This is a genomic window from Bacillus marasmi, from assembly GCF_902168435.1.
Lineage (GTDB): Bacteria > Bacillota > Bacilli > Bacillales > Cytobacillaceae > Bacillus_BU > Bacillus_BU marasmi.
Genome location: NZ_LR656174.1, coordinates 74,098 through 96,602, shown reverse-complemented (window position 1 = coordinate 96,602; position 22,505 = coordinate 74,098). Strand labels below are relative to the sequence as shown.

23 protein-coding genes are annotated in these 22,505 nt (G+C 35.8%); 17 read left to right on the top strand and 6 right to left on the bottom strand.

The window, feature by feature from the left end; genetic code table 11:
* The first annotated feature begins 97 nt into the window (after nt 1–97).
* The 5 genes from FXW34_RS15170 (at nt 98) to FXW34_RS15155 (ending at nt 3,442) form a co-directional block, all read left to right on the top strand.
* Nucleotides 98–496: a CidA/LrgA family protein gene (locus tag FXW34_RS15170; RefSeq protein ID WP_246141087.1), complete on the top strand. Its 399-nt coding sequence runs from the start codon at nt 98–100 to the stop codon at nt 494–496.
* Nucleotides 471–1,157 carry an LrgB family protein gene (locus FXW34_RS15165; protein ID WP_147534850.1) on the top strand — a complete coding sequence of 229 codons (687 nt, stop codon included), beginning with the start codon at nt 471–473 and terminating at the stop codon, nt 1,155–1,157. Before FXW34_RS15170 ends, FXW34_RS15165 begins: the two co-directional genes overlap by 26 nt.
* A gap of 633 nt (nt 1,158–1,790) precedes the next feature.
* A complete protein-coding gene (locus FXW34_RS15160) occupies nt 1,791–2,981 on the top strand; it encodes an MFS transporter (RefSeq protein ID WP_147534849.1) in 1,191 nt (396 codons plus the stop codon).
* Nucleotides 2,982–3,060: 79 nt separating this feature from the next.
* A complete protein-coding gene (locus FXW34_RS22995) occupies nt 3,061–3,225 on the top strand; it encodes a hypothetical protein (RefSeq protein WP_187118977.1) in 165 nt (54 codons plus the stop codon).
* 22 nt (nt 3,226–3,247) lie between these two features.
* Nucleotides 3,248–3,442: a hypothetical protein gene (locus FXW34_RS15155; RefSeq protein ID WP_147534848.1), complete on the top strand. Its 195-nt coding sequence runs from the start codon at nt 3,248–3,250 to the stop codon at nt 3,440–3,442.
* A 27-nt stretch (nt 3,443–3,469) separates the two neighbouring features.
* Here the strand turns inward: FXW34_RS15155 and yhfH (FXW34_RS15150) are convergent, their stop codons facing one another.
* Both yhfH (FXW34_RS15150) and yhfH (FXW34_RS15145) read right to left on the bottom strand, forming a co-directional pair.
* On the bottom strand, nt 3,470–3,607 hold the full coding sequence (gene yhfH / locus FXW34_RS15150) for a protein YhfH (protein ID WP_147534847.1): 138 nt from the start codon (nt 3,605–3,607) through the stop codon (nt 3,470–3,472).
* Entirely contained in the window at nt 3,607–3,744 is a 138-nt protein-coding gene (yhfH, locus tag FXW34_RS15145) for a protein YhfH (protein WP_147534846.1), read from the bottom strand. The genes yhfH (FXW34_RS15150) and yhfH (FXW34_RS15145) overlap by 1 nt, the downstream gene beginning before the upstream one ends.
* Before the next feature lie 303 nt (nt 3,745–4,047).
* Here yhfH (FXW34_RS15145) and FXW34_RS15140 point away from each other — a divergent pair, with 303 nt between their 5' ends.
* Together FXW34_RS15140 and fdhF are read left to right on the top strand one after the other, a co-directional pair.
* Nucleotides 4,048–6,201, top strand: a complete 2,154-nt coding sequence (locus tag FXW34_RS15140) for a PAS domain-containing protein (RefSeq protein ID WP_147534845.1) — start codon at nt 4,048–4,050, stop codon at nt 6,199–6,201.
* A gap of 96 nt (nt 6,202–6,297) precedes the next feature.
* On the top strand, nt 6,298–8,391 hold the full coding sequence (gene fdhF, locus FXW34_RS15130) for a formate dehydrogenase subunit alpha (protein WP_246141086.1): 2,094 nt from the start codon (nt 6,298–6,300) through the stop codon (nt 8,389–8,391).
* Between the two features lie 55 nt (nt 8,392–8,446).
* On the opposite strand, the gene corA is transcribed toward fdhF, so the two are convergent.
* Both corA and FXW34_RS15120 read right to left on the bottom strand, forming a co-directional pair.
* Nucleotides 8,447–9,394: a magnesium/cobalt transporter CorA gene (gene corA / locus FXW34_RS15125; protein ID WP_147534842.1), complete on the bottom strand. Its 948-nt coding sequence runs from the start codon at nt 9,392–9,394 to the stop codon at nt 8,447–8,449.
* A 74-nt stretch (nt 9,395–9,468) separates the two neighbouring features.
* On the bottom strand, nt 9,469–10,197 hold the full coding sequence (locus FXW34_RS15120) for a hypothetical protein (RefSeq protein ID WP_147534841.1): 729 nt from the start codon (nt 10,195–10,197) through the stop codon (nt 9,469–9,471).
* Nucleotides 10,198–10,336: 139 nt separating this feature from the next.
* Here FXW34_RS15120 and FXW34_RS15115 point away from each other — a divergent pair, with 139 nt between their 5' ends.
* The 3 genes from FXW34_RS15115 (at nt 10,337) to FXW34_RS15105 (ending at nt 11,749) form a co-directional block, all read left to right on the top strand.
* Entirely contained in the window at nt 10,337–10,642 is a 306-nt protein-coding gene (locus FXW34_RS15115) for an iron-sulfur cluster assembly accessory protein (RefSeq protein ID WP_147534840.1), read from the top strand.
* Between the two features lie 135 nt (nt 10,643–10,777).
* Complete coding sequence (locus tag FXW34_RS15110; RefSeq protein WP_147534839.1) at nt 10,778–11,062, top strand: hypothetical protein; 285 nt, start codon at nt 10,778–10,780, stop codon at nt 11,060–11,062.
* A 36-nt stretch (nt 11,063–11,098) separates the two neighbouring features.
* Nucleotides 11,099–11,749: a hypothetical protein gene (locus FXW34_RS15105; protein ID WP_147534838.1), complete on the top strand. Its 651-nt coding sequence runs from the start codon at nt 11,099–11,101 to the stop codon at nt 11,747–11,749.
* A 52-nt stretch (nt 11,750–11,801) separates the two neighbouring features.
* Here the strand turns inward: FXW34_RS15105 and FXW34_RS15100 are convergent, their stop codons facing one another.
* Together FXW34_RS15100 and cls are read right to left on the bottom strand one after the other, a co-directional pair.
* On the bottom strand, nt 11,802–12,461 hold the full coding sequence (locus FXW34_RS15100; RefSeq protein WP_147534837.1) for a transglutaminase domain-containing protein: 660 nt from the start codon (nt 12,459–12,461) through the stop codon (nt 11,802–11,804).
* Between the two features lie 175 nt (nt 12,462–12,636).
* Nucleotides 12,637–14,082, bottom strand: a complete 1,446-nt coding sequence (cls, locus tag FXW34_RS15095; RefSeq protein WP_147534836.1) for a cardiolipin synthase — start codon at nt 14,080–14,082, stop codon at nt 12,637–12,639.
* Between the two features lie 300 nt (nt 14,083–14,382).
* On the opposite strand from cls, the gene FXW34_RS15090 reads away from it, so the two are divergent.
* The 7 genes from FXW34_RS15090 to trpB all read left to right on the top strand — a co-directional run bounded on the left by FXW34_RS15090 (nt 14,383) and on the right by trpB (nt 22,411).
* Nucleotides 14,383–15,243 (top strand): MBL fold metallo-hydrolase, encoded by an 861-nt coding sequence (locus tag FXW34_RS15090; RefSeq protein ID WP_147534835.1) that lies wholly within the window; start codon nt 14,383–14,385, stop codon nt 15,241–15,243.
* Nucleotides 15,244–15,403: 160 nt separating this feature from the next.
* Nucleotides 15,404–17,155 carry a SulP family inorganic anion transporter gene (locus FXW34_RS15085; protein ID WP_147534947.1) on the top strand — a complete coding sequence of 584 codons (1,752 nt, stop codon included), beginning with the start codon at nt 15,404–15,406 and terminating at the stop codon, nt 17,153–17,155.
* Nucleotides 17,156–17,232: 77 nt separating this feature from the next.
* Nucleotides 17,233–17,598, top strand: coding sequence for an ArsR/SmtB family transcription factor (locus tag FXW34_RS15080; RefSeq protein ID WP_147534834.1), 366 nt, complete (start codon nt 17,233–17,235; stop codon nt 17,596–17,598).
* Between the two features lie 130 nt (nt 17,599–17,728).
* The gene (locus FXW34_RS15075) at nt 17,729–18,811 is read left to right on the top strand and encodes a branched-chain amino acid aminotransferase (protein WP_147534833.1); all 1,083 of its coding nucleotides are present in this window, start codon (nt 17,729–17,731) and stop codon (nt 18,809–18,811) included.
* A 231-nt stretch (nt 18,812–19,042) separates the two neighbouring features.
* Complete coding sequence (locus FXW34_RS15070) at nt 19,043–19,381, top strand: hypothetical protein (RefSeq protein WP_147534832.1); 339 nt, start codon at nt 19,043–19,045, stop codon at nt 19,379–19,381.
* A 1,223-nt stretch (nt 19,382–20,604) separates the two neighbouring features.
* Nucleotides 20,605–21,135 carry an HD domain-containing protein gene (locus tag FXW34_RS15065; RefSeq protein ID WP_147534831.1) on the top strand — a complete coding sequence of 177 codons (531 nt, stop codon included), beginning with the start codon at nt 20,605–20,607 and terminating at the stop codon, nt 21,133–21,135.
* Nucleotides 21,136–21,244: 109 nt separating this feature from the next.
* On the top strand, nt 21,245–22,411 hold the full coding sequence (gene trpB, locus FXW34_RS15060) for a tryptophan synthase subunit beta (protein ID WP_147534830.1): 1,167 nt from the start codon (nt 21,245–21,247) through the stop codon (nt 22,409–22,411).
* Nucleotides 22,412–22,505 lie beyond the last annotated feature (94 nt).

Sequence of the window (22,505 nt, the reverse complement as noted above, 5' to 3'; positions counted from 1 at the left end):
ATTCATTCGTTTGAAGATAGGAGAAAAAAGGAGTTCTCTTTGTAATTACGGTAATGAACATATTGATCTGCGTTCATTCGATGAAAGGAGAAGTTCTTTGAAAATTAGAAATATTTTTTTTGTACTGGTGCAGCTTATTGTTTTATGGGGTATTAATCAGATGGGGGTTCTTATTGTAAAGGTAACGCATCTTCCTATTCCTGGAAATGTATTAGGAATGCTCATTCTTTTCTTATTACTATACACAGGCGTGATCCGTCTTGATTGGGTCGATAAGGTGTCATCACTGCTAATAAAGCATTTATCCTTCTTTTTTATTCCGGTTTCAGTCGGCCTAATGACACTAGGACCAGTATTTATTAAAAACGGTATCGCTTTAATTATTGTACTGGTGATTAGCACGTTAGTAGGAATAGTTGTATCTGGATCACTTTCGCAATTCTTAGTTCATAGAAAGGAAGCGATCCATCGTGAACAACGTCATCACCACATATAGTATAATTTTGACTATTATTGTGTATTATTTTGTCAGAAGAATTTCGTTAAAATATCCATCACCCTTTACTACACCAGTCTTTTTAGGAACGTCGATTGTCATAGTGATATTGCTGATAAGCTCGGTTAATTATCACGAATACGAAGCGGCAAAGGAAATCATGACCTATCTGCTCGGGCCAGCAACTGTGGCATTAGCAGTACCGTTATATAGAAATCGAAATGTGTTAAAAGCATATTTAGCACCTGCTTTAGTTGGATTGATAACAGGTACGATAGTAACGATTTTGTTAGCTATCTATATTGCAAAGTTATTCCATCTAGCTAAATATATGTTGGCCTCCCTTAGTATTAAGTCCGTGACTATTCCGGTTGCTTCAGAGGTTTCTAAGATAATTGGAGGAGATACGATACTAGTTGCGGGAATTGTTATGATTACAGGTATGTGTGGTGCAATGTTTGGTCCTTGGTTGATGAATTTGTTAAACATCCGCCACCCTTTTGCGAGAGGTTTGGCGATTGGTTCAATGGCTCATGGAATTGGTACTGCTGAAGTTGCCAAAGAGGGCGAACTACAAGGAGCGGTAGCTGGAGTGGCTATGGGAATTGCAGCAGTGCTTATTTCCACGGTTCTGCCATTTGTGTTACCTTATTTATTGTAGGGAAAAACAAATATTATAAAGAGGCTTGGACATAAGTATTTCAGTTAAAAAAAAATCGAACTATGATGCGAAATTCTAACACTGAATTTCCCAATAGTTCGATTTTTTTAATTCCTTTTTACTAAAAACACTACCCTGAAATAACTGTGCATTTCATTGATGTGCAAAATTTTGGCATGTGGGTCCGTAAACCCGAGTGTTGATTTCCTTGTGTTTGAAAATAAGCGGAAGAATTCCACTTATTTTGGGAAATGCCCATATTTCTCTAAGAATAAAAGGAGTTTTTCCGCTTATTTCATAAAAATCACTGGATTTTGTCTTTTTGGGAGGTGTTAAGCGGAAATTCTACTCTTATTTCACCTCAATTAGCCCCCCTTACATTCAATAACGGGAAATTCTCCGCTTATTTCTCATACCCACATAAAAATCATTCGGTTTTAATAGCGGACAATTTAGTTCTGTCCCAGTTTCTTTATTTTTTTTCTATAATAAATGGACATGATGTAACGGAAGATGCTTACGTAGAGTACAGGGCTTGTCTTTATCGAATTGTTGTGTTTTCGTTAAAGGATATTCAATGATAAAATCTAATTCATATTTACTTTTTTGTGTTTTCATCAGGAGGATCAGAAAATGAGTAAACAAATTCAAAGCAAACTCCTTACCATGAAAGGTTTTTATCTATTAACTTTTTTTGGTGTAGGTAGTATTTCGCCATTACTTAGCGTTTATATGAGTGAGGTAATAAATTTTTCAGGATATCAAATTGGAACCATCATGTCGGTTGGCCCAATTATGATGATTTTTTTTCAACCTATTTGGGGAATGGTATCAGACCGTCTAAATGCTCCTGTGAAAGTGCTAACCACTACTACATTACTTGCAGGACTAATCTCGGCAGGCTATCTTTTTTTTCAGTCGTACTTCGGTTTTTTAGCGATAGCGATATTAGTAGCATTGTTTCAAAGTGCGATTATTCCAATATCTGATAGTGTTAGCCTAGCTTATTGCGGTAGAGTTAAAGCGAATTATGGTTCCATAAGGCTTTATGGATCACTAGGGTTTGGCCTAGCAGTTTTTGTGATGGGCAGGTTATCGGAAATAAACGAAAATGTAATCTTTTATTCATTCTTTTTCGCATTAGCAATTGCATCTATTTTAGCAACGAGACTACCTCAGGAAAAAGCGAACGCAGCAGGGAACAAACGACTGTTATCCGGAATGAGGGAACTGTTCCTATATAAAAAATTCCTTTTGTTTTTAGCCATTACGTTTATGATTTTTGGACCTAATCTTGCCAATAATGTTTATTTTGGTTTATTTGTTGAAAATCAAGGAGGTTCCTATACGGGGATCGGTATAGCTTTCTTAATAGCAGTACTATCGGAGATTCCGTTTATGCGTCTTGCTGGTAGGTTCACACGACGCTATGGTCTGTTACCGGTGGTAGCTGTGGCGGGAATGGTATCACTAGCACGGTGGTTTTTCTATTATACCGAGCCTAATCTATGGGTTATATATGTGTCTGCTTTTCTCCAGGGTGCTTCAATAGGATTATTTATCCCTGCTGCTCTACAATATGTACGTGATATTACTCCAGCTCATATGACTGCTACAGCCATTACGTTGTATTCCGCGATTGGTAATGGATTAGGCAATTGGTTTTGCACTTTTTTGGGTGGAATTATCTATGATCAATATCAAATTAACACGGTTTATCTATTTTTTAGTCTCTTGGCATGTTTAGGTGTAATGTTACAAATATGGCTGATGAGAATTGAAAAGAAAGAAACTGTCCTTAATGAGTCTTTAGTACAGCATTAATAAACTAAGTATAAACGTTCATGCAAAGTTAATATTAAAAAGGAACATGGGTTTTTTTGAGACTATAGGAGGAAACAGAATGTCAAAAAAGGGCGAGTTTCAAGCTAATCAACAACAATACAAAATGCCTGATGCATTGAAACAAGAACAACAAGGGGTTTATCGGGTGGGATATAATGCAACAACCGGTAATACGGCAAACGGAGAAACAAATTTAGGGAAGCGGTCAGATCTTAACCAATAATTGGTCAGGAGGGGTTTTACGTTTGGGAAAAAAACTAAAGGATATGAATTATGTAACAACTGCACCAAAACAAGAAACTTTTACAATCCAAATCGATAGTGCAGTTTCAAATCCAAAAAGTATTCCAGGTGACTCCGTTGATGAACATAAACAGCTTGAGGTGGCAAATTCAATTATTGCTGGCGATGAAATAAAACAACAAAATGAGAATAATTAAAAAAAACGGCCGTAGTTGGCCGTTTTTTTATTCTTCTTTTTTAGCAAGACAACGATCACATTCTTGGATATAGGACTCAGCTTGTTCTACCATGTAATCACCGCATTCTGGGCATACTTTTTTCGGCAATTGACGGAAAAACTCAACTGGGCTTTGAATTAACATTAAATCTCCTCCTTTTTTGATAAGCAACGATCGCATTCTTGAATAAAGTATTGTTCTTGTTCGTTCATCTTGCTACCACATTCCGGACAAACCTTTGTTCCTTGACGAAAATTTTCATTAGCATTTTGATAGATCATTATTTGTTCCTCCCTTTTTATAATACAGTTTATTTTATTATCGTTCTGTTGTAATACAGTATATTATGATTTTCTTTGTTTGTATAGCCCTTTTTTCAAAAAAATCAAAAAATTTAAAAAACAATTTTCGCGTAATTTTGGACATTTTTGGGGGTTAGGAAAATTGCAATAATATCCATATATTAGTAAAGTATCGGTTTTATAGAAAATTGTTGAAAAATCGACAAATTTCTCTTTATTTCCTCATTGTTTTCCATTACAATCATAGTATATAAGACGGCAGAAAATTGGAGGGATGGATACATGGTTGCAACGTCCACAAGTCCCATCTTAATGATGGTAGCAATGATACTAACAATGCTGTCATCATACGCTGCACTCGATTTACTATCCTTATTAGGTACAGCAGAGCGGAATAAGAGATGGTTGTTTTTAGGTGGTACCTTTTCATTGGGAATAGGAATATGGGTGATGAATTTCTTTGGAATGTTATCTGGATATATGAATGGCTCCTTGAGTTTCCATCTTCCAATCGTATTATTATCCGTTATTATCGGTATTTCCTTTACAGGAATGGCATTGAATACCATAACAGGTAAATCAATAACGAAGGCAAATTTGATGCTCGGAAGTTTTTTAATGACTATGGCAGTCATTTCAAATTATGTAATTAGTATGTATTCAATGAATTTTTCTGTGCAGTATAACCAGTTAATCATGTTGCTAACAATAATATTAGTGTTTGGTGGCTTTTTGTTTTCGTTTTGGCTTCTGTATTATACAAAAAGTATTGTTAAGACAAATCATGCTTGGTTAAATCCGGTTGGGGCATTAATTATCTCGGCTAGCATCGTTCAAGGTCATATCCTTTTTACTAGAGGATCAACCATTGAATTTAACAATAATGCTGCTTTTTACCAAACACCTTCCGAAAATATTATTTTTTATTTAATAATATTTGTCTCCGTAATTATTATCGGAGGATTAATTAGTTCAAGTACGTTGATTCACAACCGCTTAGAAACAAGTGATACGAGTTTACGTGATATTACCGCAGCGTTGGATGTATCTTCTATCGTGGCTATCACCAATCCACAGGGGAAAATTACGTATGTAAATGATAAATTTGTGGAAATTTCAAAATACTCCGAAGCAGAATTAATTGGTCAAGATCATCGAATATTGAATTCAGGTACGCATTCAAAAGAGTTTTTTAAGGAACTCTGGGCTACGATAGGTAAAGGCGAGGTATGGAAAGGTGAGATTAGAAATAGAGCAAAAGATGGCACATTGTATTGGGTTTATACGACCATTGTTCCTTTTTTAAATAAGAAAGGAAAGCCATATCAATATGTTTCCATCAGAAACGATATTACAGCTCAAAAAGAGGCAGAGGCACAGCTCCGAAATTCATTGAAGGAAAACAATGATATTAGGTTCGCACTTGACCAAGCATCAATTATTACATTCACAGATGAAGAGGGAAGAATCTTAAGTGTCAACGACAGGTTTTGTGAGCTTTCTAAATACAGTCGTAGTGAATTAATTGGACAGGATTTCAGAATGTTAAATTCAGGATATCACTCTAAGTTATTCTTTAAGGAATTATGGGATACGGTTTTGCAGGGTAAGGTTTGGAAGGGTGAAGTGAAAAACAAGGCTAAGGATGGCAGTTATTATTGGGTAGATACGACTATCGTGCCGTTTTTAAATGAAAATGGCCATCCATACCAATTCTTGTCCATACGGAATGATATTACTGAACGGAAGAAGCATGAGGAAACATTGCATCGCCAAGATAAATTGGCTGCTGTTGGTCAGCTAGCGGCCGGTGTTGCTCATGAGATTCGAAATCCACTGACTTCCATAAAAGGGTATGCTGAATTTCTGCAATTAGATGAAAAGAACCCGGAAAGATTGGAGTTCCTCGATATCATTCTTGATGAACTTGATCGAGTAAATTCAATCGTTGAAGAATTCATGGTTTTGGCAAAGCCAAAAGCTGCCCAATTGGAGGAAAAGAATATTGTTCCAATCATCAAAAATGTGCTGAATTTACTTTCGTTTGAGGCGAGAAAAAAGCATGTTCGATTACATTTCAATACAGATCAAGAGATTATTCAAGTTGAATGTGATGAGGATCGGTTGAAGCAAGTATTTTTAAATTTAGTAAAAAATGGTATTGAAGCGATGCCAAACGGGGGAGATTTACGAATATTTACCAATGTAACGGCTGGAAAGGTTGAAATATCCATACAAGACAGTGGAGTCGGAATTCCTGAAGAAAAAATAAAGAAGCTAGGGGAACCGTTCTATACTACTAAAGAAAATGGAAATGGTCTTGGGCTTATGGTCACCTTTAAAATAATTGAAAGTCACAATGGAAGCGTCTATATTGAGAGCGAAGTCGATAAAGGAACTACCTTTAACATTGTCTTACCAGCACGACCAGCTTAATAACGTGAGCAATGTCACTGCTTGCGTTATTTTTTTTTAATAAAATGTACTTAAAGTTTAATACCTTTATACTACATTGTCGTTTATTATAATAACATGGTGTTTTATAAATATTTATCTGGAGGGGACAACGTGGCGATTGAAAGCATAAAAACAGTATGTGGATACTGTGGCACAGGCTGTGGTCTAATTGTTGAAGTAGAAGACAATCAGATTAAGCGTATTAGAGGAGATAAGGATGCACCTGTAAATAATGGTCAGACTTGTGTAAAAGGTGCATTTGCATATAAATATGTTCATGCGCCATCAAGACTTAAAAACCCATTAATCCGCAGGGCTGGGGAGCTTGTGGAAACGACGTGGGATGAAGCGTTACAGTATATTGCTGATCGCTTAAACTCTATTAAAGCAAATTTTGGTCCTGAAGCCATTTCTTTGTTTGCTTGTGCAAGAACGACAAATGAATCAAATTTCATTACACAGAAATTTATGAGAACTGTCGTACACAGCAACAATATTGACGGCTGTAACCGAACGTGACACGCTCCTAGCGTCGCCGGTCTGGCGACTGTTTTTGGAAGTGGTTCACCAACTAGCCGTATTGAAGATATTAATGAAGCAAAAGTTCTATTGTTGATGGGTTCTAATACAACTGAGGCTCATCCGATTATAGCTAATCGAATGAAAAAAGCAGCGAAGGCTGGATTGAAAATTATTGTTATTGACCCACGAAAAATTGATATGGTGAAGGTTTCGCACCGTCATCTGCAAATTAATGTTGGCTCGGATATAGCTTTTATCAACAGCATGATACATGTCATCATCAAAGAGAATCTTTATGATGCTGAATTTATTCAAAAGAAAACCTCTGAATTTGAACAATTAAAACAAATGGTTGAGATGTATACACCCGAATATGCTGCATCCATTACTGGAATATCAGCTGAGGATATCATCGAAACTGCAAGAGAGTATGCAACATCCGGAAGTTCGATGATTGCCTATACTCTAGGTATTACTGAGCACCATTGTGGTGTAAATAATGTCTTTGATATAGCGAATCTTGCGCTATTAACAGGTAATATTGGAAAACCAGGCACAGGAATTATGCCGTTACGTGGTCAGAATAACGTACAGGGTGCAGGTGACATGGGATGCTTGCCTAACCAATTAACAGGTGCAGTAAGCATTGCTGATGATGAAAAACGAGCACGCTTTGAAGCTCATTGGGGTGTGGAAATTAACCCAATTGCTGGTGATACACAAACAAGAACATTCGATCGAATGGAAGCAGGTGCTGTGAAGGCGTTGTATGTAATCGGGGAAAATCCGCTTATGGCCGATGTTCACATGAATCACACAAGAAAGCTCCTTGAAAATCTTGATTTATTAGTAGTTCAGGATATTTTCTTAACGGAAACAGCACAAATGGCTGATGTAGTTTTACCGGCAAAATCATGGGGCGAGGTAGATGGAACATATACAAATACTGATCGCCGTGTTCAACGGGTTCGCACTGCAGTACAATCACATCCAAATGTGAAGGAAGACTGGCAAATACTTTGTGAATTGGCAGAAAAAATGGGTTATTCCATGTCGTATGAATCAAGTCAACAAATCTGGGATGAAGTACGTGAACTTGCATGGGAAACATATGGTGGAATTTCCTATGATCGTCTTGATAAGGAATATAGCATACACTACCCTTGTCCGGATGAAAATCATCCAGGGACTCACTTATTACACGAGCATTTCCATGCAGAAACAACTGAAGATGTAAAAAAATCTTCATTCGTTCCAGTTGATTACACTGCTCCACTAGAAATGCCTGATGAGGAATATCCATTCATGTTAACGACTGGCCGTCGTTATGAGTCATATAACACTCATTCACAAACAAGATTCTACGCTGATGGTGTTAAGATTAAGCAAACTGAAGAGACATTGGATATTCATCCTGAAGATGCTAACGCATTGGGTATTGAAGATGGTGAAGTTGTACACGTTAGCTCCCGTCGTGGTGAACTGACTGTTAAAGCAAAAGTAACCGAACAGGTTGTACCTGGATTAGTGTTTATGAGTTTCCACTGGGCTGAAACGCCAACAAATGTATTAACATTGAACGAATATGATCCAATTTCTGGAACAGCAGAATTTAAGGCTTGTGCAGTTGCAGTTAAAAAATTATAAGCATGAAAAAACCAGGAGATTCTCCTGGTTTTTTATCCTATTCATAAACTCTATTCTATTTTCCTTCATTTTTTCCCCACCAACCTTTTATTCTAAAGAACATTGCAATTGATAAACCTCCGCCAAACATCACAATTAACGCCGCCGGATAACCGTAGTGCCAAGATAATTCTGGCATTTTCTCAAAGTTCATTCCATATAGTCCTGCAATAAACGTCATTGGAATAAATATGACACTAACCAAAGTTAAAGTTTTCATGATGGCATTTGAATGATCTGCTTTTAAGGACATTTGCAAATTATATATGCTGACTAAATTTTCTTTGAACGTATCAATGGCACTGATAATTCTTGAATAATCACTTTCAATATCTTGAAAATAATAAGTTGATTCTTCATTCGTATACGGGAATTCCTTTGTAACAATTTCTTTGATGACTGACTCCTGGGGCTCGATAATCTGCCTTAGCTCGTGGAGCTTTGTTTTCCAGCGATATGCAGTTTTGCCTATCCTATTTTCAAATGGGTCTTTAAACACACTCTTTTCTAGATTGAGGATTTCATCCGCAATTTCATCTATAGCAGCCAAGTAATTTGCTGAAATGACATTAATAATATGAAAAAGGATATGCCCAGTATGAGACATTCTCATTTGCTCTTCGTTAAATAGTTTTGTTAAGGAATCCTTTAATCCGATAATTCCTTTTTCTTCTATGGTAATGACGTAATTTTTTCCAACTAATATGTTGATTTTTTCAGTTTCAAAAGAGTTATCCAAGGCGGTTAAGCAAATAACAGCTTCATTTTTGTACTCGTTAACCTTGGGGATGTCAGAAAAGGTGAGGAGGCTTTGTTTTGCATGATCATGCATTTTTATTTGAGTTAAGCTAGGGTCTTGGATATCACATCTAAGACCAAACCAGAGAATTTCATCGTCATCACGAGGAATATGAAATGATTGAACTGTTTTAATTTGGCCTGTCGTTGAAGTGAAAAGTAGCATAAAACCCTCCTTTTTGACGATGAAATTAAAGGCTCGTTTAGATATAAACGTACTATTCCCAAACTGGCTTGTATTTATTTTTTGGTCTCAACACTACTGGATTTGACTGGTTTAATAAAAAATCCAGATAGTGTTTTTATCGTGTTTTTAGATTGGTATTCAATTTTATCTGCTAAATCAGCAATCCTTTCAAATATCACTGCTTTGAGGTTGTCTAGCTGTCGGTTCATTTTAAAGGTTACAGCTTCTTGAGCTTGAATACGCTCCATAACTGTTTGATGATATACATCTTGAACTTCAATTTTCTCAGATAACTTTTTATTAGAAGTGATAACTTCCTGTTTTAGCTGTTCTGAATCGTTTTTTAAAGCAGTAATTTTTGCTAATAAATCTTGTGTTCTTTGATCCTGAACTGTTAATTGTGCAAAAATCGCGTGTTGTTGATCTTCATCAAGTTTTGCCACATTGAGCAATTTTTGTTGCTCATCATTAATTTTGGCCAAATGGTCAAGAACGGTTGTCTCTAATGTTTCCAGGTTTTTTAAAATTGTTTGCTGATTTGAACATTGATTTTCAACGGATGCAACAAGCGACATATTCTGTTCCTTCAGAGTGGTGGTCGATTTCTGAAACAGCTCTTGAACGGCATCGACAGAATGAGTCAATTTTCGATTGATTGTTTCTTGAAATTCACGAAATTCAGACATAGCATCATGACGATATTCCTCTTGATTTGACGCCTTTTGTTCAGATGTTGATAAGTGAATCTGAGGATAAAGCTCTTTATTAATAAACAACCCCATGAAAACACCTCGTTTGCAGAATTTAATTAAACTTCTTTATCCTATGACCAAAATGCGATTATGTTATTTCATCATCCTTTTTTGCTTTTCACAACCATAACGGCTATCATAAAAATAAAAACAAAAAAGGTGAGCAAATATGAATTGTAAAATTAATCGATTAGCCGCAAAGGCACTAAAAGAAATGTTAGAAAAGAACGAAGCTGCCCAGGGGAATATGATTCGTGTTTATGTAACCCATATGCACGGTGATCACGCTCATTATGATTTAAAGTTTGATACACCAACTGAGCACGATGAAATAGTAAAAACAGATAAAGGAATTGACATTATTTTGGATACCCGAGATGAATTCTTGGACGGTGTCTGGATTCAATATTTCCAAGTGCCTAAGGAAGAATTTGTTATAACAAACCCATCGAAACAACATCATCACCATCACTAAACAAGAGGAAACTCAAGGGAAATTAATCCTTGGGTTTTTTTTTGATGATTATACAACATACGGGAAAATATATGTATGATATTTTTACTTTTGTCGTTCAAACTAAAGTTAAGGTCACACAAAAGGGTGAGACAAATGATATTTTTTGCGTGTACTAATTATAATGGAATTAATCCTGAAACCTATGATGGAATTGTTGTTAAAACGATGGGGACGCCTAATATAGTAGTCGCAACCTTTAATTCCTATGATCCAATGTATGATTATCAAAACTTTATTAGTTGGGCCGAAAGTATAGGTGATGATAACGTTGGCTTTTGTGACAGCATAAAGCAATTTGCGAAAGACTATAAACAAGTATCGGCGCCTGATTCCGAGAATATGCTCTCCATGGTTTATGGTGAACATCAGGATTGTTAAACTGGCAGAATTAATTTACAAAAGGATGGGATCTATATGTCATTGGAATGGTTTGACCGAGTTAGTGGTGAACTTCAAGACCACCTTGAATCGATTTGTGCGAAATACGACCAGGTCGGAAATATGACTGTTGAACGCGGTGCAAAGTATCCGAGAATCGAATTTTTTGTTGAAACAGAAGACGATGAGCGAGTATATTTTTGTACGCTCTCCTATGATCCCGCACATGAAGACTTCTTTTTTGAGTCCTTTGATCCAGATTTAGGACAGACATCGAGGGTTGTTTTATATGATATTGAGGACATTGTTGACGCAGTTCATGAGAGTCTTCACGATTTTATTAATGATGATGAGTTAGAGGATGAAGAGGAAGACGAGCAGCAAGTTGATTATTACTTAGATGAACCTGATGATGCTCAAGACATTTTTGAAGAAATTGAAGTAGAATGGGAAACTCCAGAAGTAACGGCCTATCTCGAGGATGATGAAGTTGAGGTAACCTATCAATTTGGGATTATTACAGAGACTGGTGACGGAGTATTAAGAAGGATAAATCGAATTTGGACTGATGAAGAAGAATTAATAAAGGATGAGTCTAATTTTATTTTTAGTAGAGAAGAGGCGAGCACAATTATTGCAATGATTGCGAGCAATATGGATAAAATGAGCAGCGTAGATTTTCAATAATCAAAAAGGGCTCCTCAGCGATGAGAAGCCCTTAAAAAATTTATGTAGTACCTTACCAGTAATATTCTCCTTCTTTTGTTAAACCTGAGTAAGTAAAATATTCCATAGAAGGTGATGGAATAAATCTTCTATTTTGATTGTCGATAAAGCCAGCACCTTTGGTTGAATCCTGGTCTTGCCACGTACCATCAAGGAGGACTTCGTTCCAGGCGTGCTCATTTCCATATACAACCTTTGTCTCGATTCCAACTGCGCGATGTAAGGCGGCATTTAAGTGTGCATAACCCATGCACATGGATTTTCGCTTTTGCAGTGTTTCTACCGCTGAATCAAAATCAAAATCAGTAAGATGTTGAACTTGAAAATAGTAATCAGCATCATATTCAATATTCTCAATAATCCAGGTGTAGATGGCTTTAGATTTTTCGAGTTCAGTTTCCTTATCGGCAGTTAATTGCTTAGCTAATGCTTGAATTTCGTTATTGTCGCTTTCAACCACATCACTTGGTGTTAAAAACGGATTATGGTGAAAGGTATTCATCAAGAAGTAGGATATTCCAGTCATTATTCCGTGCTCTTTAGTACGTGCATGACCGAGTTCGTTGATAATTGGGTTGGTTGGAGTCGTGAATACCATCGCAAAAACAGTGTTTTGATAAAAAAAACCAAAGCAAAAAAGAATGACAAGAACTATTGCACCTTTTACTTTCATAATCTTGGTTTTTCCTCCATCTCCTGTTTCGTTTTGAGACTTTTATCACTGTGATTTATATCACATCATACTATATACCTTTTTTTAGAAAAATTCAATAGCTTAAATATTCAGTTTTCTAACAAACAAAATAAAGCCAAGTATCAATACTTGGCTGACAATTTTTATTTTTATTTTATAAGATTGGTGATAATAATCGTGATATGGATTCTTTTGTTTGAATTAATATTGAACGCTTTTGATATTTTTCCAAGGTTAGTTCAGAAGATAAACGAATATCTGTATTGAAAATAGTAGCTAAATTTTGGGCAATGTCCGGGTGGTATAAAAACGCGTTCACTTCAAAGTTAAGGCGGAAGCTCCGAACATCAATGTTTGCTGTGCCAACTGAGGCAATTTTACCGTCAACGACAATCATTTTTGCATGGAGAAAACCATTTTCGTATGTGAAAATTTTTACGCCGGCTCGTAATAATTGGCCAGCGTTAGAATAAGTTGCCCAGTACACAAAAGGATGGTCAGGTTTATTTGGAATCATGATTTGGACATCAACCCCAGATAAAGAGGCAATTTTTAAAGCGTCCAGTAAGCTCTCGTCAGGAATTAGATATGGTGTTTGTATATATACATATTTCTTTGCAGATAAAATCATTTTAATATAACCATGCTTTATTTGTTCCCATTCTGAATCCGGTCCACTTGAAACGATTTGAATCCCTATATCCCCATGCTTTTTTTGAGTTGGATAATAATAATCTTTAAAGGAAATTTTCACCTTAGCTGCCTGATTCCAATCGAGCATAAACCGTGATTGGAGACTATTTACTGCCTCTCCAACAATCCTAAGATGTGTATCACGCCAATAGCCGAAGCGTTGATTTAAACCAAGGTACTCATTGCCGATATTAAAACCACCGATATATCCAATTTTACTATCAATAATTGCCAGTTTACGATGATTACGATAATTAACCCGCAAGTTTATTAGCGGGATTTTCCCAGGGAAGAATGGTACAATCATTCCTCCTGCTTGCTCAATTTGTCTTTTAAAACGTCTCGATAGATGCCGTGAACCACTATCATCATAAAGAACCCTGACCTCGACACCTTGTCTAGCTTTTTCTGCTAATAAGGTGGAGATTTTTCTACCTAATTCATCATCGCGGATAATATAATATATAAGGTGTACATGTTCCTTTGCAGCCCTAATATCGTTCAAGAGTGTTTCAAATTTTTCATGGCCATCGGTGAAAATATATAATGAATTGTTTTCTGTATACAGTGCTTCGTTATTATTTAAGTGTAAAAAAATCAAATCGTTATAATTCTGAATAACAGGATTTCGAAATTCAGATCGATTTTCTTCAATTAATTTCATTTGAGCAAATACAGCTCTCTGTATATATGTATGTTCATGCTTATCCCATTTGAAAATTTTGCGGCGGCTCATATTTTGTCCGAAAATAATATATAATATGAAACCTAATACAGGTATAAAAATTAGGACCATTAACCATGCCCATGTAGCACTAACATTACGCCGTTCTAGGAATACTACGACACCTGCCAAAATGATGTTTAATACCGTTAAGATTCCTAAAAATACGGTTGCAATCTGCATTTTTATCTCCTCTCCAACAATCTAACCCATTGTAGAACTTCTATGCTAATCCTTATTATTAGTGATTCCCCTATATGCTTAAATAAAATTTCTCCTTCTCTAACTTATAACACATTGCCACGCAAGATTACAAAAAAAGATGATTAATAAAGTGAGTGAAAAAGCAAATGATGTGTATTGAACAGAATATTTTGAAATGTAAAAGGAAATATGAGCGATTTGGCGAATTAGTTTCGGTACAAAGAAATCACATTGATCAAAAAAAGTCACCAGATTGAGAATGAAACGGAGCAAAAGCTAATGACTCAAAAATTGATTAAGTTTTCAAATCACCTCTATTATCTTACACCATCACACGTAACAGATCGTCCCGTTTTAGGAGCAATAGTAGGAAAGAAACATGTATTAATGGTGGATGGTGGAAATTCTCCCAATCATGTTGAGTTATTTTTGCGTGAATTAGAGAAACAAGGGGTAAAACCACCATCATTGGTTTTATTAACTCATTGGCATTGGGATCATATATTTGGTTTGTCTGAGCTTTCTATCCCTATCATAGCTCAAAATAAAACAATTGAAAAAATAAAATATTTGAGTGGTTTATCATGGGACTTAGCATCTCTAAACTATAGAGTACAGACAGATGAAGAAATATCATTCTGTGCCGATATGATGAAGAAAGAATATGGAGAATCAATTGAACAAATTCAAGTCGTTCATCCTACAATCGGATTTAATAAAGAGCTTTATTTAGATCTTGGCGACCTTTCCTGCAGGATTGAACATGTTGGGGGAGATCATGCTGAAGATTCAACAATTATTTATATAGAAGAGGAAAGATTTATGTTTTTGGGTGATTCAACTTCGTGTGACATATATGCAAAAAAAAGGAAATACACAGCGGGGAAATTGATTCCGCTAATGAATCGCCTCGAGGAATATGAGGCAGAATGGTACTTGCATTCCCATACTGACGCTCCAATAACTCGGCAACAATTTATCCAGGAGAATCAAGAGTGTAGAGCCATTATGAATAGCATACATAAGCTTGGTCGTGATTTTTTATCAATTGAACAAGAGGTACAATCCGTTTTTGGAAGAGAATTAACAGAGGATGACAAAGAACTTCTCCGTTATTTTCTAAACGGATATGAGGCTTGACGAATAAACATTTTTTTTGCAGAAAAACCAAGAAAACTTAATGTTCACTGGACAAATAATGTCAAACTTTTTTTCTAGACAATTGCTGTAAACGGGAGTAACATAATTCGTATATTCAAAAATTCAAATATATAAATATTGTGAGGTCGGTATATTTGTGATGCGTTATTTGAGCAGAAGTAACAATTATTCAATGGATAGCCTTCGTAAAGACTTTTTATCAGGCACAATAGTTGGCGTCATCGCCATCCCACTTGGTATGGCCTTTGCAATAGCATCAGGTGTAAAACCGGAATATGGTATTTATACTACGATTATTGCAGGGATACTCATTTCGTTACTTGGAGGCTCAAAATTCCAAATCGCGGGGCCAACAGGAGCATTCATCCCAGTTCTACTAGGAGTTGTAATGACGTATGGTTATGAAAACCTGTTAATTGCTGGATTTTTAGCAGGTGTCATGCTGCTGTTAATGGGAATATTAAAATTGGGTTCGCTAATAAAATTTATTCCTAGACCAGTTACAATTGGCTTTACCTCAGGGATAGCTGTCATTATTTTTACCGGGCAAGTTTCAAGCTTCCTGGGATTAACTGGTATAAAGAAGCATGAAGAGTTTATTGCCAACCTTAAAGAAATTATTCTCCATATTCATACGATCAATGGATATAGCATCTTAACAGCTGTCATCTGTCTGGTGATTATCGTCTTCTCTCCAAAGTGGTTTCCGAAAATCCCTGGACCGATAATCGGGCTATTAATATCAACAATCTTTGCAGCAGTGTTCTTTCCCGGACAGGTTGCAACAATTGGATCAGCTTATGGAGAAATCCCAAATAAACTTCCGAGCTTCCACTTACCAAATTTTACAATAGAAAATATTATTAAAATGCTTCAACCAGCATTTGTCATCGCCATCCTCGGAGGAATTGAATCCTTACTATCAGCTGTAGTAGCTGACGGGATGTCCGGGACAAAGCATAATAGCAATAAAGAATTAATTGGTCAGGGTATCGCGAACATGGTCACTCCATTATTTGGTGGAATTCCTGCAACAGGTGCGATTGCACGTACAGCTACTAATATCAAAAATGGTGCAGTTTCACCGATATCAGGAATTATTCACGGATTAATTGTTCTCCTTGTACTATTGTTATTTGCACCATTTGCATCACACATTCCATTAGCGAGCATGGCTCCGATTCTGATGGTCGTAGCCTGGAACATGAGTGAACGAAAGGAATTTGCCCATGTTCTGCAAACAAAATCAAGTGACTCGCTTATTTTAATTACAACCTTTTTATTAACAGTTTTCACCAACCTTACAACAGCAGTTGAAGTTGGTTTAATATTAGCCGCTATTCTCTTTGTTAAGCGAATGAGTGGATTATTAACAGTAGCAAAAGTATTGCCAGATCAGGACTCAGAACAAAAAAAGGTAAAGCCACATGTTGTTCACGAAGGACATGATTGCCCACAGATTAGCATCTTTACAATAGAAGGCGCACTGTTTTTTGGAGCAGTCCAAATGTTTGAAAAATCAATTATGTCAACGATTAATCATCGACCACTAGTGTTGATTTTACGAATGGGTAAGGTTCCATATATGGATACAACAGGTGAGGGGACATTAACCAGCATTGTGAATAATTTTCAAAAACAGGGTGGTCAAATCTTGATTTCAGGGATTCAAGCACAACCATTGGAGGTTATACGTAAAACTGGACTGATTCATGAGCTAGGGGAAAACCATTTGTTTGAACATACTGGTGATGCCATTAATTTCGCACTTACTAATTTGAATTACAATAAGTGTATAGGATGTAAGCATTTCGCTTTTCAGGAATGCTCGCAGCTTTCAAAACCTCAGCAAATGCAAGAAATTGGTCGAAAAATGACAGTTCAAGTATAATAAAGGAAAAAAGAAAGGACTATAGCCGTAAAAATAGAAATAGGCTATGAGCCCGAGGGGATTTAGTGGAGGATAATATGGATTTACAATTACAGCAATTTAAAGCGGATTTCTTTAAGGCACTCGCTCACCCTTTAAGAATCAGAATTCTTGAGCTACTTAGCGAGGGGGATAAAAACGTTAACGAGTTGCTAACGATTATTGGAGCAGAGGGTAGCTCTGTATCTCAGCAATTGAGTGTTTTGCGTAATAAGAATATTGTAACAGGTACGAAAGATGGTAATCGGGTACTTTATTCATTACGAGACCCGATGATCATGGACTTGTTAAATATTGTTCGGCAAATTTTTAATAACCATCTAATTGATACAGCGATTTTGCTTGATAAGTTTAATGGAGATTTTGGGAAAGACATCAAAGAGAAAGAGCAATCTATAGAATAGCATAAACTAAATTTTCAAAAAAATTTCGTAATAATGTTGTTGTAGGATATCATTAGCGGTAAAATAGCATTTATAGATTTTCATTTTTGAAAGTTTTAACCAAAACTTTTATATAAGGAGATAGTCAAAAATGGACGGCAAGAAAGCAATTGAAATTGAATTAACAACAACCAAAAAAGAAAAACCGGATTTTTCAAATTTGTCATTTGGTAAAGTATTCACAGATCATATGCTTATGATGGATTACAAAGATGGAGAAGGTTGGCATACACCAAAAATTTTACCGTATCAACCTATTTCATTGGACCCTTCATCGGTGGTGTTTCATTACGGACAAACTGTTTTTGAAGGTTTAAAGGCTTACCGAACAAAAGAAGGTAAGATTTTATTGTTCAGACCTGAACGGAATTTCAGACGTCTCAATCAATCAAATGATCGACTTTGTATTCCGCATGTAGACGAGGAATTAGTTTTAGAAGGCTTAAAGCAATTAGTATGGATTGATCGAGAATGGATTCCAGATGTAGAAGGCACTTCGTTATATATTCGTCCATTTATCATTTCAACTCAACCATACCTTGGTGTAAGTGCATCAACTCAATACAAGTTTATGATTATCATGTCACCTGTAGGTGCCTATTATAAAGAAGGAATTGCGCCAGTAAAAATTGCTGTTGAAGAAGAATTTGCGAGAACCGTTAAGGGTGGTACTGGAACAGCTAAAACTGGTGGAAACTATGCTGCCAGCCTTAAAGCTCAAGAGGTTGCAAATGAAAAAGGTTATTCACAAGTTTTATGGCTTGATGGGAAAGAAAAGAAATATATTGAAGAAGTTGGTAGTATGAACATCTTCTTTAAAATCAATGGAGAGGTAGTTACGCCTGAATTAAGCGGTAGTATCCTAGAAGGAATTACTCGTAGCTCCATTCTTGAATTGTTAAAGCACTGGAATGTTCCTGTGTCTGAACGTAGAATTTCTATGGATGAAGTATATGCAGCTTATAAGGATGGACAGTTAGAAGAAGTATTTGGTACCGGTACAGCTGCTGTCATTTCTCCAGTTGGAGAACTTTTCTGGCATGGCGAAAAAATTGTGATAAATAATGGTGAAACAGGAAAGTTATCTCAACAACTTTACGATACATTAACTGGTATCCAAAATGGCACAGTTGAAGATCCGTTCAACTGGGTTACTGAAGTAAAAGAAAACTAAACTGATTAATAATCAAACTATAACAGAAGGACATTGAGACTCGTCTCTTTGTCCTTTTTGATGTTATGTTAATGAAATCTTCCTAAAAAATTCAATTTTGATATTCTTTGTAATTATAAAATTATTATACAATAAGACTGACCATGTATAATTGTACATAATAGAAAATTGAAAATAGACTAAAACAATAAGATATGCTAATCAAGAATTGGAGAATGGGAGGTTTGTGATATGCAGGGAAGCTTAAAATTCAAGGTCCCAATCCTTAACAAGGCTGACGAATTTGATAATTCCAACACCATTATGGAAAATACAGAATATCTAAAAGATGGACGACCGATAATAACTCAGGTATGGAAAGAGGACGAGTATACCTTCATTACCTATTTTATCCCGTCGCTAGGAATAGAAGAAATGCAGCAAAATCAGCTTCTAAATTATCTGATCCAACAAGGTATAAAAATGCCACCTGATTTCAACGAATTAAGAGTATCAACGATAAAATTCAATGACATGCTTAATATGGAATGCTGGAGTATTACAATCGTTGTTAGTGGACTAAATCATTAAAGCGTTTACCTAAAGACATAGGATAAAAACCTATGTCTTTTTTCATAAGGATATTAGGTACCTTAAACAATATAAAAAACAGAATAAAGGTGAAGGTGTTAGTAAATTGCAGAAAATTCAAAACAGTTTGAAACGTTCAACGAAATGTCACAATTGGCAGATTCATTGTTCAGAATTTATGATATATTTAAACCATAGAAAGAAACAAAGCAACTTAACATCTTAGGAGACTCAGCCATTTGAGTGTTCGTTCCGTAAAGTGAACGAGTAACTTATTCTTATCAATAGCTAGTTTCAAAGTAAGGCCATAGTCTTAGTGGTCAATGAAAGTGGCAGAGATCATTTTTTCACTTAAGTAAATGAAATTCAATGAATCTTTAACCTAACCATTTTCATTATCAACATCGACTGGATGAAAAAAGAAATTCTACCTATGAATTAGAAAATACGTAGAATAGAAGTTTTCTACCAGAAACACGATTTCTGAAACAATCCATCAAACAAAGAGTGTAAAGAAATTCTTTGTAAGAAACGGATTAGAAAAGTGTGATGAAGAAATGAAACAACAATGATATCGGTGAATAGTTGTTGAAAAGCTAGGGCAATGATTTAGAGAGTAGAAGTTTATCAGAAGTGATGTAAAAACTGCCTACTAAGAAATGAAATTACTAAAGCACCATTATTAGTAATGTTAATTTCATCATTACACCATTCAAGAACCGGTACTAAAATGAAATAAAGCAGAAGAATAAGCGAGTCTTCGATTAATGAATCGAAAAAATAGTGTTTGTCGGGAACAAAATACTAGTGTGAAGAAACTAGTCATTGAATTCCTCAATCGGAACAAACACGCATCAGTAATTCTATTGAATGAAGTTCTTCTATAACGAAGAAAACATTTAAAGTGTTTTTAAATTAGAATACACTGATGTTTATGGTTGGGTCCCCTAAGATGTTAATACAAAAACCCTTTGGTAAAAGCCAAAGGGTTTTTTGTATTAGGTAAAGAATCGCTTGGATCAGAAATCACAGGTAAGATTAATTGATATTAATTAACCAAAATAACAGTAATTCATATATATAATGAAACAAAACAATTAGGTAATACGAAATAGTTGAAAAAACCTTAAAATTTGTTAAAATTATAAAAATTTATCCTTTTTTCCAAATGTATTTTATTTATTTATAATACTTAGAATAAATCAAGATGAGGAAGTGAAAACATGAGAGATGTGAAATTAGCAGACCTTTTTATGCATCACATTGCACAAAAGTACATTACTCGATCAGGCTTAGTCCATGCGATTTCGGTATCCTATCATGCTTTTGAACTGGCTAGACAAGCAAACGAAGATGTCGATATTGCTGCAAAAGCTGGTTTTCTTCATGATATTGGTCACTATACTTGGTATAAGGATGGAAAATGGGATTATGAATTATATCGAAAAAATGATATTCATGCCATCAAAGGTGCCGAAAGGGCCCACAAACTATTAATCCGGTGTGGTGAAAACCCGGTTAAGGCTAAGCAAATTTCTTTAGCCATTCTTTTTCACACAGATTCGTTTCTACCTGGAGGAGAGGTTGTAAGAACGAAAATGCAAGCGATTATAAAGCAAGCAGATGAAATGGATGAAGAACCCGGAGGTCTTCACCATTATCGTCAAATTGACCAGGATCGTGCTTTAAAAAGCCTACAAATACTTGATCAAAAAATCGATCAAGTATTGCGGGAACAACACAATAAGTTTTAATAGTAAACTGTTTGAATATAGAATAATCAGAATATAAAGTTGAATAAAAATTAAAAGTAGTGGTATAATTTTTTAGGATATTTGTTCAATATTAAGGAGATGAGTATAGATGAGTCAAGTTAGCCAAGATAAAGTAGGATATTTTGGGGAATTTGGGGGAAGCTTTGTTCCAGCTGAGCTCCAAAACGTATTAAACATTCTAGAACAGGAGTTTTTGAAGTATAAAGATGATCCGGATTTTAACGAGGAGCTTTCTTACTATTTTAGGGAATATGTCGGTAGAGAGAGTCCGCTTTATTTTGCTGAGCGCCTAACCAACGAATTAGGGGGAGCAAAGATTTATTTAAAACGTGAAGATTTGAACCACACTGGTTCACACAAAATTAATAATGTTTTAGGACAAATCTTACTAGCCAAGCGCATGGGTGCAAAACGGGTAATTGCTGAAACTGGTGCTGGTCAGCATGGTGTTGCAACAGCAACTGCTTGTGCGATGTTTGGGATGGACTGTACGATTTACATGGGTGCTGAGGATATTAAACGCCAAGCTTTAAACGTGTTCCGAATGGAATTACTGGGTGCAAAAGTAGTCTCTGTTACGAAGGGACAAGCTCGACTTAAGGATGCAGTTGATGAAGCGTTTGCTGATTTGGTGGGAAATTATCGAAATACCTTCTATTTATTAGGTTCTGCAGTCGGACCACACCCATTCCCATCAATGGTAAAGCATTTTCAATCAGTAATTAGTAAAGAGAGTAGAAAGCAAATTCTCGAAAAAGAAGGAAGACTTCCTGACGCTGTTTTAGCATGTGTTGGTGGTGGAAGTAATGCTATTGGTGCATTTGCAGAATATATTCCTGATCAAGGAGTTCGCTTAATTGGTGTTGAGCCATCCGAAGCAGCTACCTTAACAAAAGGTACTCCAGGGGAATTACACGGTTTTAAATGCCTTGTACTTCAGGATGAGGAAGGTAATCCGATGCCAACCTATTCAGTTGCAGCAGGTCTTGATTATCCAGGAGCTGGTCCGGAACACAGCTACTTAAAAACCATTTCACGTGCAGAATATGTTTCAGTAACTGGTGATGAAGCTCTAAATGGATTCCAAGTTTTATCAAAGCTTGAAGGAATAATTCCTGCCTTAGAGAGCTCACACGCTGTTGCATATGCGATGAAACTCGCACCAACGATGACAAACGACCAAATTATTATTGTTAATGTTTCTGGTCGAGGCGATAAAGATGTTGAACAAGTATTTGAAATGCTAAATAAATAAAGTAGATTCAAAAAAAAAAGCGCCGATTGGTGCTTTTTTTTTTATTGTTAAATATAAAAGAATAAGAAGTTTTTTTGGATGGTGAGGAGGAGAT